Annotated in this window: 17 protein-coding genes; 8 read left to right on the top strand and 9 right to left on the bottom strand. The window is 39.4% G+C overall.

Translation table 11 applies throughout. The features are described 5' to 3' along the window. Positions 1-568: 568 nt before the first annotated feature. From V6668_RS31235 to V6668_RS31200, 8 genes are all read left to right on the top strand, one after another. Positions 569-1,789, top strand: coding sequence for an S-layer homology domain-containing protein (locus V6668_RS31235; protein WP_338709048.1), 1,221 nt, complete (start codon positions 569-571; stop codon positions 1,787-1,789). Between the two features lie 186 nt (positions 1,790-1,975). Further along, positions 1,976-3,187, top strand: coding sequence for an S-layer homology domain-containing protein (locus tag V6668_RS31230; protein ID WP_338709047.1), 1,212 nt, complete (start codon positions 1,976-1,978; stop codon positions 3,185-3,187). 66 nt (positions 3,188-3,253) lie between these two features. Then, positions 3,254-3,505: a tyrosine-type recombinase/integrase gene (locus V6668_RS31225; protein WP_338709046.1), complete on the top strand. Its 252-nt coding sequence runs from the start codon at positions 3,254-3,256 to the stop codon at positions 3,503-3,505. Positions 3,506-3,561: 56 nt separating this feature from the next. Next, positions 3,562-3,813, top strand: coding sequence for a hypothetical protein (locus tag V6668_RS31220; protein ID WP_338709045.1), 252 nt, complete (start codon positions 3,562-3,564; stop codon positions 3,811-3,813). Positions 3,814-4,159: 346 nt separating this feature from the next. Next, positions 4,160-4,915: a hypothetical protein gene (locus tag V6668_RS31215; RefSeq protein ID WP_338709044.1), complete on the top strand. Its 756-nt coding sequence runs from the start codon at positions 4,160-4,162 to the stop codon at positions 4,913-4,915. An 835-nt stretch (positions 4,916-5,750) separates the two neighbouring features. Next, positions 5,751-6,311, top strand: a complete 561-nt coding sequence (locus V6668_RS31210) for a DUF2441 domain-containing protein (RefSeq protein WP_338709043.1) — start codon at positions 5,751-5,753, stop codon at positions 6,309-6,311. Between the two features lie 277 nt (positions 6,312-6,588). Further along, positions 6,589-7,317, top strand: a complete 729-nt coding sequence (locus tag V6668_RS31205; protein WP_338709042.1) for a helix-turn-helix transcriptional regulator — start codon at positions 6,589-6,591, stop codon at positions 7,315-7,317. 154 nt (positions 7,318-7,471) lie between these two features. Then, positions 7,472-8,233 (top strand): hypothetical protein, encoded by a 762-nt coding sequence (locus V6668_RS31200; protein ID WP_338709041.1) that lies wholly within the window; start codon positions 7,472-7,474, stop codon positions 8,231-8,233. 1,066 nt (positions 8,234-9,299) lie between these two features. On the opposite strand, the gene V6668_RS31195 is transcribed toward V6668_RS31200, so the two are convergent. The 9 genes from V6668_RS31195 to V6668_RS31160 all read right to left on the bottom strand — a co-directional run bounded on the left by V6668_RS31195 (position 9,300) and on the right by V6668_RS31160 (position 16,876). After that, on the bottom strand, positions 9,300-10,145 hold the full coding sequence (locus V6668_RS31195) for an Rpn family recombination-promoting nuclease/putative transposase (protein WP_100527985.1): 846 nt from the start codon (positions 10,143-10,145) through the stop codon (positions 9,300-9,302). Positions 10,146-10,181: 36 nt separating this feature from the next. Then, positions 10,182-10,508, bottom strand: a complete 327-nt coding sequence (locus V6668_RS32300) for a SpvB/TcaC N-terminal domain-containing protein (RefSeq protein ID WP_422395298.1) — start codon at positions 10,506-10,508, stop codon at positions 10,182-10,184. 310 nt (positions 10,509-10,818) lie between these two features. After that, positions 10,819-11,163, bottom strand: coding sequence for a DUF3221 domain-containing protein (locus V6668_RS31190; RefSeq protein WP_165789924.1), 345 nt, complete (start codon positions 11,161-11,163; stop codon positions 10,819-10,821). Between the two features lie 32 nt (positions 11,164-11,195). After that, on the bottom strand, positions 11,196-12,467 hold the full coding sequence (locus V6668_RS31185) for a hypothetical protein (protein WP_100527983.1): 1,272 nt from the start codon (positions 12,465-12,467) through the stop codon (positions 11,196-11,198). Between the two features lie 971 nt (positions 12,468-13,438). Next, positions 13,439-13,609 carry a hypothetical protein gene (locus V6668_RS31180; protein ID WP_338709040.1) on the bottom strand — a complete coding sequence of 57 codons (171 nt, stop codon included), beginning with the start codon at positions 13,607-13,609 and terminating at the stop codon, positions 13,439-13,441. Positions 13,610-14,055: 446 nt separating this feature from the next. Beyond that, a complete protein-coding gene (locus V6668_RS31175) occupies positions 14,056-14,253 on the bottom strand; it encodes a hypothetical protein (protein ID WP_100527982.1) in 198 nt (65 codons plus the stop codon). A gap of 272 nt (positions 14,254-14,525) precedes the next feature. Then, entirely contained in the window at positions 14,526-14,672 is a 147-nt protein-coding gene (locus V6668_RS31170) for a zinc ribbon domain-containing protein (protein WP_373888074.1), read from the bottom strand. After that, positions 14,669-15,631, bottom strand: a complete 963-nt coding sequence (locus V6668_RS31165) for a hypothetical protein (RefSeq protein ID WP_338709039.1) — start codon at positions 15,629-15,631, stop codon at positions 14,669-14,671. Before V6668_RS31165 ends, V6668_RS31170 begins: the two co-directional genes overlap by 4 nt. A 924-nt stretch (positions 15,632-16,555) precedes the next feature. Continuing rightward, complete coding sequence (locus tag V6668_RS31160) at positions 16,556-16,876, bottom strand: hypothetical protein (RefSeq protein ID WP_100527980.1); 321 nt, start codon at positions 16,874-16,876, stop codon at positions 16,556-16,558. Positions 16,877-17,494: the final 618 nt, after the last annotated feature.

Below are 17,494 nucleotides of genomic sequence, written 5' to 3'. Positions count from 1 at the left end.
ACCTTGTTTTTCATAGTACTTTTTAGCAACTGCTATAGCTACGTTGAAATCGTGAACTCAGAATAATCGTTGTCTTCTAATAGTTCACTATAATTGACCTCACCAATAATGGGGTTAATGGTAGAATTGTTTGCGTTTAATTCTTCAGCAAATTCCTCTAAGTGAACTCCGTCTTGTATAGCTTGTAACCACAACTTAGAGTATGTCCCTGTGAGTTGCTCTGCGACTGCTGATGATGAAATAATATCAAGATTTATTGATTTAACACTTTCTACGTATTTTGACTTAGCTTGATCGACCTTATTTTTAGCATCCTCATTATTCGGTTCTTCATTTAATGCTTTCTCGTATGCCTTGAACGCTTCTCCATATTGCTCATTGCTAAACTTTTCATCACCCTCTGAAATATTTAGTTATCACTAATGGTATACCTTTACGGATAGCTCAAACGAAGTTTTAGATACAAAAAAACCACTTACTTTCGCAAGTAGCATTTAACCGTTAAGCCCATGGAGACGATAATGTATATAGAGGGGTGTTAGAGCACCAACTAAAAGGAGAGAGTATCATGAAGAAACAGTTTATCAAAATCGCAGGAATTGCACTGGTAGTAGCGCTTGTGCTAGGTACGATGAACATCACGGCACCTAGCGTGCAAGCCGCTACAACTCAATTTTCTGACGTGGAATCGACCCACTGGGGCGCCAGCGCGATTACCAATGGCGTCTCTAAAGGCTATGTCGATGGATACACGAATGGTACATTTAAGCCTGACGCCAGCGTCACACGCGCGGAATTCGTGAAGATGGTCGTCTCGGTCATGGAACTTGAAACCACGCCATCAAGCGGTAAATGGTACACCGAGTATGTTGATGCCGCAAGCAAAGCAGGCCTGTATGCATCTGCCGATTTCAACAATAGCGAAGCGGCTTGGACAAAAGTTATGACACGCGAAGAAATGGCACGGGTTGCAGCTCGTGCGATCGGGGAAACGTCAAAGGAAGATGCCAAATGGATGTACCTCGCTACGAAAGCAGGTCTAATTAAAGGTGTAGGTATAGGGCAGATTGCTCCAAAAGGGCTGACCACACGTGCCCAGGCGATCGTTGTAATCGAACGTATTCTATCCAAGAACACCGGTGCTTCCCTTGACGTCGATAAGTATGCGGTGGGTAGTGCTGAAATTGCATGGCACGGTACAAACATCTTCACCGTGATGCCAGAAATGTGGGTAACAACGGAAGCACATCTGAAACAAGCTGGTAAGTCCTCGGTCGAAGAAATGTGGAACGAAGAACGTATGACCATCACGTCAAAAGACGGACTTTATCAAGGTAAGTTGGACGCTCTTATCGCTATTGATTTGGCTAATCCTAATGACCCGAACCTAGGACTGCTTGGGCCAATCAACACGCTCAAATGGTTTAACAACCGCCCTTCAATGAAAAATCTGATGGTCAAAGATCAAAAAAACAGCTATGTTCTATATTTCAAAGGCGGAACGGTATTCAACAAAGATACAAAAAAATATAGTTCTTCAAAAGATCTTCAATTCAAGGTTTCTGGATTTAGCAGCTCTGATACCAAGGCATATTCCAATGGTGTGCTGAATGCAACCTCCTATCTTTATCGTAATACCTGGTTCGATATCCCTGCAGTAATTATTCCAAAATCGGGGACTGTACAAGAATACGGAAATCTAGAAATCCATCTTCAAACCCCTGCTGGTGGATTCTGGTTCAGTGAAACTGTTCCCCTCAGTCTGCGAGGAACTCGCGACGATGTCTAATTCTTTCTTGTCCACCAACGAGTAGTATGTTGAGGTACATAAAAACGGACATGTCGATTATATGGCATGTCTTTTTTGATTGAGCAATCTCAAAGGGAGAGTTCGAACAACTTTCGGGTTTTGGCCTTAAGAAATGAGAAACAAAGTGCTAAGCCCATAGAGCACCAATTAAAAGGAGAGAGTATCATGAAGAAACAGTTTATCAAAATCGCAGGAATTGCACTGGTAGCAGCGCTTGTGCTAGGTACGATGAAAATTACGGCACCTAGCGTGCAAGCCGCTACAACTCAATTTTCCGACGTGGAATCGACCCATTGGGGCGCCAGCGCCATTACCAATGGCGTCTCCAAAGGCTATGTCGATGGATACACGAATGGTACATTTAAGCCTGACGCCAGCGTTACACGCGCGGAATTCGTGAAGATGGTCGTCTCGGCCATGGAACTTGAAACCACGCCATCAAGCGGTAAATGGTACACCGAGTATGTTGATGCCGCAAGCAAAGCAGGCCTGTACGCATCTGCCGATTTCAACAATAGCGAAGCGGCTTGGACGAAAGTCATGACACGCGAAGAAATGGCACGGGTTGCAGCTCGTGCGATTGGGGAAACGTCAAAGGAAGATGACAAATGGATGTACCTCGCTACGAAAGCAGGTCTAATTAAAGGTGTAGGTATAGGGCAGATTGCTCCGAAAGGGCTGACCACACGTGCGCAGGCGATCGTTGTAATCGAACGTATTCTATCCACGAACACTGGTGCTTCCCTTGACGTCGATAAGTATGCGGTGAGCAGTGCTGAAATCGCCTGGCACGGTACGAACATCTTCACGGTGATGCCAGAAATGTGGGTTACTCCGGAATCCGATTGGAAACAAGCCGGTAAGTCTTCGGTCGAAGAAATGTGGAACGAAAAGCTTATGACCATCACATCGAAAGATGGACTGTATCAGGGTAAACTTGACGCACTTATCGCTATCGACCTTGCCGATCCCAACGACCCTAACCTGGGGTTAATCGCTCCGATCAATACGCTCAAGTGGTACAATAACCGACCTTCTATCACTAACCTGATGGTCAAGGACCAAAAAAATAGTTATGTCCTGTATTTTAAAGGCGGTTCGGTATTTAACAAAGATACGAAGAAATATAATCCTTCACAGCTTCTACGATACCGAGTAGATGGATTTGATAGTCCAGATCGCAATGCCTTTTTCCAAAAAGGTGTTCTGAATGCATCAACCAGTGTTTATCGCAATGATCCAACTGACACCCCTGCCGACATTATCCCCAAAATGGGAACTGTACAAACTAGCGATTTGGTAATTAGACTTCAAACACCGACAGGGGGTTCACTGTTCAGTGAAAATATTCTGCTCCGTCTCAAAGGTATCCGATAAAGAAAAAATATCCAACATACTGCTCCTAATGAGCGTATGATGGGTGTTTTTTTCGGAGCACGTCGGTTGCCTAAATGGTTGTCTAGGAATGAACAAAATGCACTACATAGGGAAGTCCGTTTTCGAGGAGACGCAAGAGAGCATGCGATTGTGTTAACTTTTCTCCGGATGGGGCTGCGGGTGATTGAACTTTGTGATCTGCAGCTTACCGATCTGACCATGAGTGACCGCAAAGGAATAGCGTATATTCGAAGTGAAGGGGACAAAGATAGGGAGCTTCCGATAAGTTCCGAACTCCGGATTGCGCTTCAGGCGTAACTGGATACGCGGGACGATAAAAGCCCATATGTGTTTGTCTCGAGACGATCTCTAAAATGTACGGAACGCGGAATACTGCACATGATCGAAAAGTACCGCAGATTTACAGGGATTATGCATTTGAACTGCCACAGCAAGTGCGGCATACCTTTGGCCACGATTTGCTCGAGGCCACGAAGGATCTGCAGAAGGTTGCTAACCTGATGGGGCACTACAAGGAAAATGGAGATCCGAATATTGCCATGACGATGATCTATACGACACCGAGCAAAGAGGATCTGGAGGATGCGGTGGAGACGATCAGCTGAACTTTAATTAACTAAGTATTAATTTTATTAATAAAAAGAGCAGTATTCATTTCATTGTTGCTTGGCTTGCATTTAGTACAGAAGGGTTTATACGTTGGATTTCAATAATCTCATTGGTTTTATTCTTAGCAAATTTTTATTATAAATTTAAGTACAAACACTCTTATTCAGAGCATGTTATTAACGGAGCTTATAACGACTGAAATAGTAAGTAGTCATAAATTCTATATGCGTGATAAATATTTAAAAAAGAATTCAAGATGGTTAAGGAAATGTAATAGTTTCTTGTAGAGACTTTCGAAGTAAGTTTGTAGTTAATTTATTTACATATAGGAGTTGAATTGCTATGGTTTCAGTTACGCAGAGAGTAAGCAAAGTTAAACAGCCTAGAGGAGGCTACATACGGCCCAGAGACTTTGAAGAGATAGTGTTGAGTGACGGGATTGAGTTACATCCAGAAGAAAACATTCACGCAGGCTTAGTAGGTTTAGCTGTTGACTATTTGACCAGATACTTGTCCGGGTCTTCTGCAGAGGAAGCCTTTGGGATGTCTCTGAGTGGATCATTTCTGGTAGACGAAGAGGATATGGCAAGATCTCTTGTACAAAAGATTAAAGGTTTAGACGACCAGTCTATACGTAATGCCTGCAAACTTGTAGGGTATGATGTGTGCGTTCGTGCTGGCACATCCGTGTATAAACCTGTTGAAGAGATTTGTGCTGACGATGAAACGGTGAGTAATATTCGTACAATGGTAAGTAGAAGTCTTGCTTTTTGGGAAGAGTTTGGACCAATTGTTAAAGATAGTTTTACGTTCGAATTCGGATACACTGAAGAGGTGAGTACGGGTGATGGAGATTATCTGACAGAGGACACTTTGTGGGACTTCAAAGTATCTAAGAATGGACCAACCAATAAGCACACCTTACAGCTTTTGATGTACTATATTTTGGGCCTCCGTTCTATTCATAAGGAGTTTCAGAAGGTACGTCGTTTAGGAATTTACAACCCTAGACTTAATATCGTTTACCTACTAGATGTGGAAAAGATCGCTCCGGAAGTGGTGGAAGCTGTAACTAAGGATGTACTGGTAGCAATTTAGATTTACAGAGAAAGATGGCGGTGTGGGTACATTGCCTAAAGCTTATTTTGTGGGTGTGCTTCGGGAGTGTAGCGACACTCTATGAGCAGTTGCGTAGTGGTAAGGTTATGTTGGCTCTTGGAGAGATCTTAACTTGGTCGGCAAGATCACACAATTTCCAAAAGCCATATTCCATAGAGCTTTTGGTATTCGAAAGTTGTAGGGGGTATCGTCCTATACTCCACCGAGCACAGGGTTGCTTCCTGCGTTTGGCAGTGTACAATTTTTCCCACAACGAGAATTGTTGAGAGACTGGAGAAGCCACCTTCTTTGACAGGTAGGGTGAACCGCCTTCCTCCTCTTAGATCAAATCCGTACGTACCTAACCAACTTACAGCCTAGGCCCTGTACATAGAATTTATCTGTGGGGTGGAGTTATGAATACAACGCTGCAACCATGTGCCAAACTACATACTTCTTATAAGAAGGAGTCCAAGAAACAATATTTCTGAAGGGTCTCTCATGTATATATTGACGGTTAGCGCTATGTTTGCGCTTTGCAGCAGCTCTGTGTCTCTCATGTAACGAAATATCTGAAATAGGAGAAACAATTGTTTCAAGTATTAAAGTATTTCTGCTTATTATGCTTGTTATGCTGGCCATTCTGCTATATACGTTTTTGAAACCAGTAGAACTGAGAACATATGAGGTCGAATTTGCAGAGACTCAAGCAAAGTTTGCGAAACCTGGGTTTCTACTTCTAGCAGCTGGAGTCATCTCTATACCAGATTAAAGCAAGCATTCGTTGCCATTAAAATAAGATACAAATGAAAAGCTTCAGAAGGAGGAGAGTCAAATGAAAAATGTGTATCAAGAACGATACTTCCATATACAACGAAATAAAGACTGGGGCGAATCATATCATTGGGACATTGGATCGGTCATTAAGGTAGGTGACCGTCATAATAAATTTATGAAAGGACGATTTTTGCATAACTATAATATGCCGACACAAATTAACCTTGAGGAATTGAATCTAGATGCCTCTGTAAGTCCCTTGTATTTGCGTGACATTGGGATTGTGCACCATGAGTATATTATCAAAACGAGAGAGTATATCTTTGAAAATGAAAGGTTACAAATCAATCCGGAGCTGCCATCGCGATTTACATGCTTATTTTTAACGGATAAAGAAGTAATCAAATTCTGGAAAGCTAGATTACTAGAAAATCCTAATCAACAGCCTTACACTATCTATGAACTTAGCGTGACGGGTAAAATTCATAAAGCTAACCAACAATATGTGGAGTTAAACACGAGAAGCCAAGAGTATAATCATCAGTTGGCGAGAGAATATTGGGACGGTGTTAATGCAGATAAAGAGGGCAGTGAATATCTTTTCGCTGGAGATATCTAAGTGATAAATCGTGTAGATTTCAATGTGGGTAGAAAATAATAAAGATCGACAGTGATCTAGATTAGATTATCTTATCTACGGGGCTATAAAATTAATCAGACCTTATTTGATATTATTAAAATTCATACACTCTTACTTAAACTAATGCCAGCTTTTTTAGTTGGCATTTTTTCGTTTTGAGCGTTGATTTTGTGTGAGATTGACAAGGGGAGGAACATAATGTATCCTCATAATATGCAAATAAAAATGCAGAATATTCTTTAATAATGGAGGTAGAATGAGTAATAATATTGGTGTGTATCTCAAAGAAAAACGTAAGCAAGCAAATTTTAGAACACAAGAAGCGCTCGCCAATTTCACACTGCTTGCTCAAGGCCATATTTCTAGAGCAGAGTCTTCGAAAACTAGGCCCAATGACGAGACACTTATGATTCTGGCTATCGCTCTTGGCTTGGATTATGAGGAAGTATTCACCAAAGCCAAGCCACGAACGGATGAAGAACTAGGAGTTATACTTGAACAAGAGAAGATAGACAAGAAATTGTTTGAATCAGTAGTTGCTATCTTCACCTATCTCTTGAAAAATGACGATAGTAAGCTTCAAATCCGTTTTTTTAATGGTCCATTAAACCTAATAAAGGGTGAGATAAAGAACGGGGTTAAGTACAGGTTAGAAAAAGCCCAAGAACATTTGAGAGATACGGCTTCAGTAAAAGAAGAAACCTATAACTACATTGCACGAAGAGAAGCAACACGGATGTTTTATTCTATTTCGAGAGGCTTTGCGAAGGGGTTCCGAGCCAATCTTCTTAAAGAAGTAGAAGATTTCACCCAAGCTGAACACTCGGATTCAGAACAAGTTCCCAAAGAAGTCATTGAGTTGACTGATACAACTAGACTGTTTTCAATTGAGGGTGAATTGCTTTCAGAAAAAGAAGTATATGCGATTATTGAACATCATTTAACTTCGCGGCGAATTGAAGAAATGTTTGACCATAAAAAATGAGGATTAGTTACTGAGGACCTGTCTATTTTATTGATGGGTCCATCTCTATCAAGGAAGGTGAATTAAGATCGCATTTAATCGAGATAGTGTAGATGGATATAATCCTCCATCGAAAAATGCTCCCACTTCACGTGATTCATTTGTAAAAACACAATTGGCTGAGACATTGAAAGAAACAGAACAATTGGTACAGACCTATAACCTTAAAGAAAGCATCCAGTATCTTCTTTGGAACGATCTCTTTAACAAACACACATTGAATGGAGTTAATTACGATACCTATCAAGTGAGTAGTCCGACTAATAGTAATCCAGTGCGATATGCTTCAGGTAGAAAGGTGCTAGTTGATTTTGGTTACGGCATTGATCGGGAACTCTTTCAACCCCACCCAGCCATTGTCCTCGGGGATTTTAAAGAATTATTGGTTGTAGTTCCTACCAATTCAGATGATGGATCAACCTTCCCAGGAGATTTGGAGAAAGCTTTAATACGAATACCAACTGACAGACACCATTCAAAGAAATACCCCATATTTCCGAAGGATACGATCATCAATTTGCATCAAATCAGACATATATCCAAAAATAGAGTGACAAAGGATCTCAAAGCTAACGTCAAACTTTATAATATGCCAAATTTAAACATTGCACAGCTTAACGAATATTTGCCATACCCAGTATTAAACCGCGGAGATAGCTTACATAGGGCTATTATGGTGAAGTTGGCCCAGATATACTCCCCAGATGTTTTATTTGAAATTAAGCGTAAACAGTTTAAAAAGCTAAACTCGTATCAAGATTTGTTTCACATGAGGAGAGATGAATATAGAGAGCTAGTTAGAGTACTCAAGCCCATCTTAAATAGGGTTATTGTAAAGTTCCCAAGTGATCGAGAAACTGTGGGATGGCGGGACTAACCAGAACGTTTAGTCATTATCAATTTGAAGGGGTGAGATAAAATTCAGCGGCATCACTTGTTGTAGATACTTTTTTTAATGGGTTCAAAGTACAAGTTGAATCATTACTTAGAAAATGAAGAAGTTTGTCCATATCAACAGGAAAGTGCCAAAAGTAATATTTATCTTATACACCTACACCTCAATCAGTTTCGATGCTGTTCAGAAAAATAAACAACGATGCTGAAAAGAAAGTACTATAAAATGTGAAAAGATTAAATTTTTAATGCCGTTAATGTCGAGGGATAAGAACATAGAACATATTCCCATTGAAAGACGCTATTTTAGCGGCTTTTTTATTTTATCGGTACAAGTTCTTATCCCAAGCCATGGACAAGAACTTGTACCGATCATTAATTAGATATATACCTAAACGGTGAGCTTAGGCATTTTCAACTTAATCCCATTCCGATTAAGACTGCGAGGGCATTAAATTCGAACATTTAATAAAGAGTGTTATCCAACATGATTGATAGCGTTATCTGGTAAATGACTTTTGAATTCCTGTCTTACTTGAACAGACTACAAGAACTACTGATCAGAAAGAAGTGAGCAAGGTGAGAATGATCTGGGAAGTGGAGAGAAGAAACACACTGACTGCAACGGTATAGACAAAATACTGTAACAAGAGCTATCATGCATGATTTTAATCTACTCACACTCCTAAACTTTATTTTTTTCTGGACAGCAGCTTTTCCTCGTTTCGTTTCCCATAATCAAGCACTGTAATTCTAAAAACCAAATTACCCTCTTTGTTTTTTGTTAGCAGTAGTAAATGGAGAAGAATCTCTGCACATCCATAGTATTCTTACTATTACACAAAGTCAGGATTTTGTACATATGTCTAAACTTTGTAGTTACCGTTTTTCTCTTTATGATATCACTTTTCATTACTAACGTGGAACAATCTACGTGACAGAGCCTCGAACTTTTTCGAGGCTTTTTACTACTGGAGGAACTATCTCCATTTTATTACTTATCTGTTGCTCAGATGTCCTTACTAAGATGTCATCGGCAACATTTATGATCAAACTTTATGGTGTTTTATGAGTCGTTCCACTTCTGCTTTTGTCAGACCGGTAGAAGAAGCAATGATATCAACATCTACTCCTGATTTAATCAATTTCTTGGCAACATCAGTAGCTTTGTTACGCTCTCCTTCTTCCTTTGCCCCTTCAATCATAGAAGCTTCATCATGCAAATACTTTTGTCTGTCCTCGTATAATCGGCGGGATTCGGCATCCTGACTAAGAAATTCCAACGTATCCATTGCTTTTTTTAATACAGGTTCGTTCATCGTCAGCACCTCCCAATTGGATTTATCGACACCTTTTAAGAATAATAGCCAGTTAACCAAACCACCATTTTCTACTGGAGTCGCATGATCGCCAAGCTTGGGCAATTCCAGAAAATGCAGTTCTATGTCATCTATGAGCGAGATCCCACTCCGGTCTTCACGCAGATGGAATACGTTATGATATTGATCATTGGGCAAAAAAGAATAGTTCAGGATGTTAATCGTCACGCATTTTTTCAGCATCTTATAAGAATGCCCCTCTTGAAGCTGTCCGCTGTATAGCTTGCTCCAGTAAAACATCGTTCGTTTCTCAGTATCATATTTATTGAATAACTGCATTTCAACGTTGATGAGCTCGCCCTCCGCTGTTCTTCCGTGTATATCAAGGATGGATTGCTTGTCACGAGGAGTGTCCTTCTCGGTATATGGATTCAACAAGATGATTTCTGTCAAAGGCGGCCTACCTGCCTCTACAAAAGTCTTGTTCAAGAAGGCAAGCAGAACATCCCGATTTTCTTCACTGCCAAATATACGTTTGAATAAAAAATCATTTCGGGGGTCAAGCAGTTCATTCATCTGCAATCATCTCCATTCATTCATAGTATATCACGCTTAAAGGTTCTTAGACACACAACAGACAGACCACCCTTTACGTCTTTTTCTCCATTCTTTCTCCTCTTTGGGTGTTGCCTCTCCGCCATGAGCAGAATTAACAATTATTCTGACCCGGGGGAGTCTTTTTATCGAACAAACGCTAATATTGACATTATCGAACGTATTTTCCGGAAGCCATTCATATATCTTTGCAGCGCCCGCAGGATCGGAACTTCTGGAGGATGCACTCCAGCCGAACACCGTGGAATTGTCTCGTGTCACAGCCCGCCATTCTTTTCCTTCTCGCAAGTTCTGTGCACTTTCAATCTGGGCGTTTGCCCTCAATACTGGGGCGGTAGTATCGGATCATAAAGGAGCCATCGGGAGAAAGTTCTCTTTGTATATGACGATGAGTGGCTTCAGCTCACGGTGCTTCAGGTATTGATGAGAAAAGTTTATTCAAGCTCTGTTCTTGGCGATAGTATTCCATTGGGCATTAGTTTTGGGATTCTCTATCTCTTTGGAATTGTCTTTTAAGAAAACCCCTGATCAATTACTTGTTCTTGGCTCGGAACTCAGCTTGGAACAAAAATTTGGTTCTTAAAACAAAAAAGCCGCTAAGTAGCGACTTTGATATTAATTACCTTAACCTTTATTATTCAATAATGACTTTTTCAGCTATAGCTTGTGGAGGTGATGACTGGGCTATAAGATTTTTTATCCATACTTCAGCTTTTTTATTTTTTATTGAACTAGCAAATTTAGACTCGGCTGCCCCACCGATAACTATTTCACTATCCTCATCTTTACTTATCCAAATTTGTTTCGTTGCAGGATCATCTGGGTTATCTTGTTCAATCAATATTTGATTATCTTGTTCATTAACTTCTATAATTGTACCGCTGATGTCCGCATCTGATTGAGTTAGTTCATTTTGAGAACTACAGCCGACGGCTAGTAGCAACAAAACGAGTGTGAGTCCACTCACTAGTTTAGCCATGATCATCACCTTCCACTTGCAATATAAAAACATCAATAGGAGGAATCGGTGTAAACTCCCGAGAGACCTAGCGAACTAATTGTATAACTATATTTTGAAAAAGCTTGCCATGTATCTACTCCACCTTGTCTAACTATACCAGTGTGGGTACCTTCAATTCTTGCATAGTTTCGTACACCATTATTGACGACATTGTATACTAATCCTCCACTATCTCCTAGCTGTGTACCACTAAGTCCAGTAATGATCATATCAGTCGGTCCACCATTAATATCATAACTAGTGTCAACAATCTCAGCTAGAGGATAACTACTTCCATTCAAATTGTACCCGTGTACTCTTACCTTATCTCCAACCTGACGATATAGGCCAGAGTAATCCGTTGTCCCTATCGTTAAAGAATTACCATTTAAATTATGGCTCGGATTTACAGATGAGTTGTATACTATATAACCTGCATCAAACTTAGACGTATCCGAAAATACAGCATTGTTCATTGTACCAATCGGGCTAGAACCGTCAGATAAGTCATACCAAGTTCCATTCTCACAATGCCCCGCAGTAACACCGACGTTGTTACCATTGGCACGACCGTTGAAACCTAAACTACATGCCGGGGAAGTAATAGCAGTTCCTCGTTCAATTTTTTCTCCGGGAAACAAGTTATACGCTTGTGTTTGAAGGCTCAACTCGCCTATTACCCATCTCACCATATCTTCATCGATATAGTTTAGTATCTCTTCCTTAGCATTATCGTACTGCTCTTGTGAGATGTACACATTAACTTTGTTCAACTTAGGATTTATACCAACCGCTTCTAACCCTAACTCTTTCATTTTTCCAGATAATGATTCTTTTGCTTTAGTCAGTTCTTCTAAAGAATATTTTACAATTAAATATTCAATATTTTGAGGAAAAACACTCGTGCTCATTACTGAACTTTTTAATTCGTTTGGTAACTCAGTAACAAGAATGACATTCTTACCGTTTTCATCGGTGTATGCACCAGTATAAATATCGCTATAGTTGCTCATTAACTCTAGCTGTACGTTACCTCGATCAATCAATATATTTGTGTTAAGTAGACTGGCTTCAGGATATTGTTCCGTGACTGCCTCTGCCTCAGTTTCTAATGACTTCGTGAAACTAGTAGCGGTAGGTATCTCCCATTTATGACCTGGATCATTGCTTTGCACTCTAATGTTATCGTTTGATATGGACTCCGCCGCTTGACCTGTACTAATAAAAATACTTAACGAAATCATTAGCAAGGTTACTATCAGTGATAAAATGCGCTTGTTCATAAACTATCTCCTCTCATAAGGTATATAAAATAAAACGCAATTTTCAGTAAAATGTTGCATTTATTTTTATATTTTTACTCAAATTGGTTCATCTAATCGAGAATGGGAACATGTTCTTGTTCATTTCGGCAATCGGTACAAGTTCTTGTCCTTGGCTCGGGACAAGAACTTGTACCGATAAAATAAAAAAGCCGCTAAAATAGCGACTTTAATGGGAATATGTTCTTGTCCCTCGACACTTTAGTAGTGAGTCTAGGCATTGGCTGATAATTCATATAAATTCATCCGTTTTATTCCAGATTCAATCACCCTGTTTTCTATGTATGTGCAAAGTAGCTAGATTGTATGCCGCGACCACCAATTTATTTTTATGATTCAAAATACGCTTCCTATATGCTATAATCAAATGGCATGATTTGCCTTGAGTGCGGTTAGCTTATCTCCGAAAGGAGGTGAGCGCTATGAACTTCTCCTTCTCAGACGTGATAATGTTCGCAACATTTCTAATTGCGGTACTAACGTATGTAGATAAGAAGAAGAAATAACCCACTCTGAGGTTCGCGCCAAAAGTGTGGGTTATTTCCGTCTTTGTCATCATTAATGGAGATGGGATTCCCTACTCAACAATAATTGTGCAGGGAGACGGTATAGCGCACCGTCTTCTTTATGTAGTATATAATACCACAGTTGTTTTTATACATCAATAATGATCTTGTTGACTATAGTCGATTCTAATCTCTTGGTTCGACTGTTTTTAATGTATTACCCAGTTCAATCAATCTGTCCACAACAGTTCTTCTTATCTTGGGTAAGTCACTAATATGTCTCCAATAAAAACTCTTGCCGTTTGCAGTTGTATATGAAATATACATCCTTTGAGAATCAGTTAAGATAGACCCTTTTCATGCTATTGTACCACTCCAATCGTATGGAGTTAAAGTAGCTTATTTGCTAACTTTTTCCGTTTCTAATCATCGTTCGAAATCTTGCCCTTTCGTTTTCTGTTTTTGTATATCTTCGCGAGTAATCTCGTCCGCACGAGTGTGATCTTGTTCTTTCTCCGATCCTTTTAAAAAGGCACCTTTAACCCACTGGGGAATATCTTGAGATAAAGTTTGAACCTTATCTCTTTCAACCTCCATTACTAATCTAAATTTTGAGGTATTATCAAAAATAAAAGAGCGATCGATCGGTCATATCGTCTTCGGATATCATCTTCTGGATTATGATGTCCACCATTCCTTACTCGCATTTCTACTCGCTCGATGTGATACTCCACGTTTTTAAGACCTAAGTAATACAGGTTTATTTCAAACCCTGCCTTTTTGGCTTGTTCTATTTTCCGCATTGCATTTTTACCGACAAGCGTTGTTTCAAGGGAAAAGCTTTTTCCGTTCTGTATACATTCACTGAATGTTTGATAGCTTCTCTTCCAGCTGATGGAGAAACCGATTCCGGAAGACAAGGATTGATAGTTTTTGCAATGGCATCCGGATCAATAACCTCTCCTAACTGATCGTTAAAGTTCTAGTTAGTGTGCTTTTCCCTGCTCCATTCGTTCCAGCAAAAACAGTCATGACGGGTTTGCTCACGGGTATTCAATTTCCTTTTTGTTACCATTTTCTTCATATATGATCACTGTTTTTCTGCCATCCGGATATTCCTTGATCATTTTTTCATTTTCTTCATATACAATGGGCACACCATTGCTTTTGGCCTCTTGTCTGGCCGAGAATGTTGCTTTTACTAAAATTTCATTCAATTCAGAAATTGACATACGTTTCATGTGAAGATATCCTCCTTAAACAATTGTACGTAAAAGTTTCACACTATATGGACGGATCATTTTTCAAGTTTAGCTAAGCCTTTTTCCATTCTCAAGAAATCTTTCTCACTAATTTGTCCAGACAGTTTTTGTTCATTCAGCTTATTGGCTCTGACTTGGAGCTCCTATCCCTCGATATGTGAACTACACTCTACCTAAGAGGTGGGGTGCTTCTTGGTCAATAGTGCAACTGCCTCAGCTTACAGGGGAGTTCCTCCCCCAATGTATGCCATTTAGTTGGCCAGTTGCAGTAGATTGAGGGCCGCATTTCGATCACGATCATGTACGGTCTGGAGGGATGGGCACATCCATTCGCACAAAGCCAGATTTTTTACCTCCACATTTTTGTAACCACAACATGAACATAGCTGACAAACTATAACGAATCTGCATCACGTTTTGCCCTTTGATATTCTCTTTCATCTCGAACTGCTCGATTCCATTCTGATTGCGAATACCTAACGTTATAATTAGCTTGTTTTACAAACATTTTTTTTGAAAAATCGGCCTGTTCCCGTTTTTCCTCAGCGTTATCATATGCCTTACTTTTTAATCGTTCTCTCTCTTCGTGTAAATTACTTTCCCCATTACTCCATCCGGTACCATGGTTTGGATTACTAAATAATGAGACAACCTTATCCAGTACTAACAGCAGAACGAATACAATAGTACCACCGACCAAAAGTAAAAAATCAATGACTTTGAGCCGCATCATTCCTCCCTTCAAGGAAGACACGCTTCCTTTTTTTAATAACTTCAACATTCTAGCTTTATCTCTCTGGCTTAGAATCTCTCTATCGTATTTTCCTGCCTCTATCTCTTCAATTAATCTTCCGTTTGTATTTGTTATACGAACCATAACTTTGTTGATCAACTTTGCAGATATCACAGCAAAGACAATTGGAATAATGAATGAAATAGCTAGATGTATGAAACCATCCCATACATCAGATACTAGCATTTGAGATGCATACGTATTGGTTAAATTAAGTAGAAGAAACAGAATAATAAATCCGCAAACAGTTCCATACATACTATGCCATTTGAATTTTTTTTCATCATCAAAGGGATTAGACTGCCTTTTAATCTTATTCGTAAAGAGCTTTACAACTAAAATACTTATAAATCCAGCGGGGATTGCAAATATTACACCATAGATACCAAGTGAGAAATGGTTTGTATAAGAAGAGTATAACCCCCCCTCAAAAATCACCTCTTGAGTCATTATTCGATTGACCAATTTATTGATTGCAATGGTCAAAATAATCGTTAGGATAATTATGGAAAAGGTCTTTCCTTTCAATGTTTCCTTCATCGTCCATTTGTTCATCTCTTTCATTCCTTTACTCCATCATTTAGGTTTCTACTCAGCAACCAAGTTAAATATAGATTCTACAAACGATTTCTTTGTTAAAGAGACCTCCTATTCAAATGCTCTAGTACGTACGTTTCTGTTCCTGAAACTATCAGCCTTACATCCTATCTAACTAATACGGTTAAAACTAGTTTCTTAACTACCTCAAGTTCGTATGTACTTATTTTCGGTGTTTTACTATGTATAGGTATTTTAGGACCTAAATACTAACAAAACAGATTATAATAAGAATATTACCGCTATATACTCATTTAATATAGGTATATCCTCTCGGTTCACCATGGGAATCCCCTTTAATGATTACTACTGCAGGAAAACCGCCTTCTAAACAAACATGTTCCCGCTCAATTAGAGGACAGAGAATTGTTAGGTATATATCTAATCGGAAATAGGAACATGTTCTTGTCCTCAGCAGTTATTTTCAGTCCGATGTTTCGCCTTTTTAATACCTAGCAACCGTGTTTTACCTCTCATCTTGTCAGTTGTCACATAATATTGTGAACATTTTCATGTATTATGGTACTTAATAAAGCTTTAAGTGCATGTGATCAATGTTTAGATGTACATCTAATCGGTAATCGGACTATGTTCTTGTCCATTCCGGCAATCGGTACAAGTTCTTGTACTTGGCTCGGGACAAGAACTTGTACCGACAAAATAACAAAGCCGCTAATTTACCGACTTCAAAGAAACTATGTTCTAGTCCTCCGACATACACTTTGAAAACTACTTCACAATCTGAAGTTCTCTCCACTCTTCGGAAGCTAGTTTGTTAGATTTAGTAAAAAGTTTTAATCCCACGCCAGTTAGAACATATCTAATTGGATAATAGGTGCGGTTCTTCCAAAAGATTTATTTTTTGGGATTCAGATTAAACGACTTCTCTTGTTAAGTAAGGGTAATCTTACCGTTTTTATTGCTAATGGTTCCACCTAAGAGAGCCATTAATTCCGAAACAGGTGTGTACATAGTTAGATCAGTTTGACTGAACGTTCCCTGACCACTATACTTCAGGTATTTCCCCTCGAAACTCACCGGAATAGGATCATTTATACTCAAGTAATCATTTAGTGAAAAGCTATAATAAGGTTCAGTAAAATCGTCAACAACATTACCATATCTTCGAGGTGTCATTAGATCGCTCCCGATGACACGGTAGGCACCTTGGTTTAAAAGACCAGATTGAAAGATATGATCCGTGCCCCCCATCCAACTGACTCCGTAATCAATGGCAGAAGATGATCCAGTCGTATTAATCGTTATGGTTCGAACCCGTTTCCCTGTCTGAGTTTCAAAAACCCGGTATTCTGCTGTTCCTTGACCGATCGATTGTTTTCAATGAAGTTCACCTGGAGTACGACATACTTACCATTTGGACTTGATTGAGCGAACTTTCTCTTGTCAACATAATCATCTGCGGCGTTTTCTCTAGTTGTATGGAGTTTTATTATTTTTCCATTAACCTTGATCTCGTAAGGATATTCTCCCGGGTAAGAAACATATTCATTTTTTGAATCATATTACGTACCTGCTTCCACATATAATGCTCCAATAGACAACTCTGGATCAAAGTAATTGTGGTACAAGTAGTTAGTTACAAAAATATTTGAGTGTTCCATGGGTCTTTCTTTTGCTTTGTGTATCAGTTTATTGGTAGCTAAAGAATAAACTAGGTATTCTCTTCTTCCCTTCTCTACGACGTACATCCCTGTATCTGGGTAAACTTCGTCAATCGCTCCATCGTTGATATTTCGATCTGCGAGGGTAGTAACAACTTTCTTACAGCTATCATACTTTAGAAGTTTTTCTGTAGCTCCGCCCTTTTAT

The sequence above is a fragment of the Paenibacillus amylolyticus genome, assembly GCF_036894225.1.
Classification (GTDB): domain Bacteria; phylum Bacillota; class Bacilli; order Paenibacillales; family Paenibacillaceae; genus Paenibacillus; species Paenibacillus amylolyticus.
Note: the sequence above shows the minus strand (reverse complement) of the source record. Positions and strands in the feature narration are given on the sequence as shown.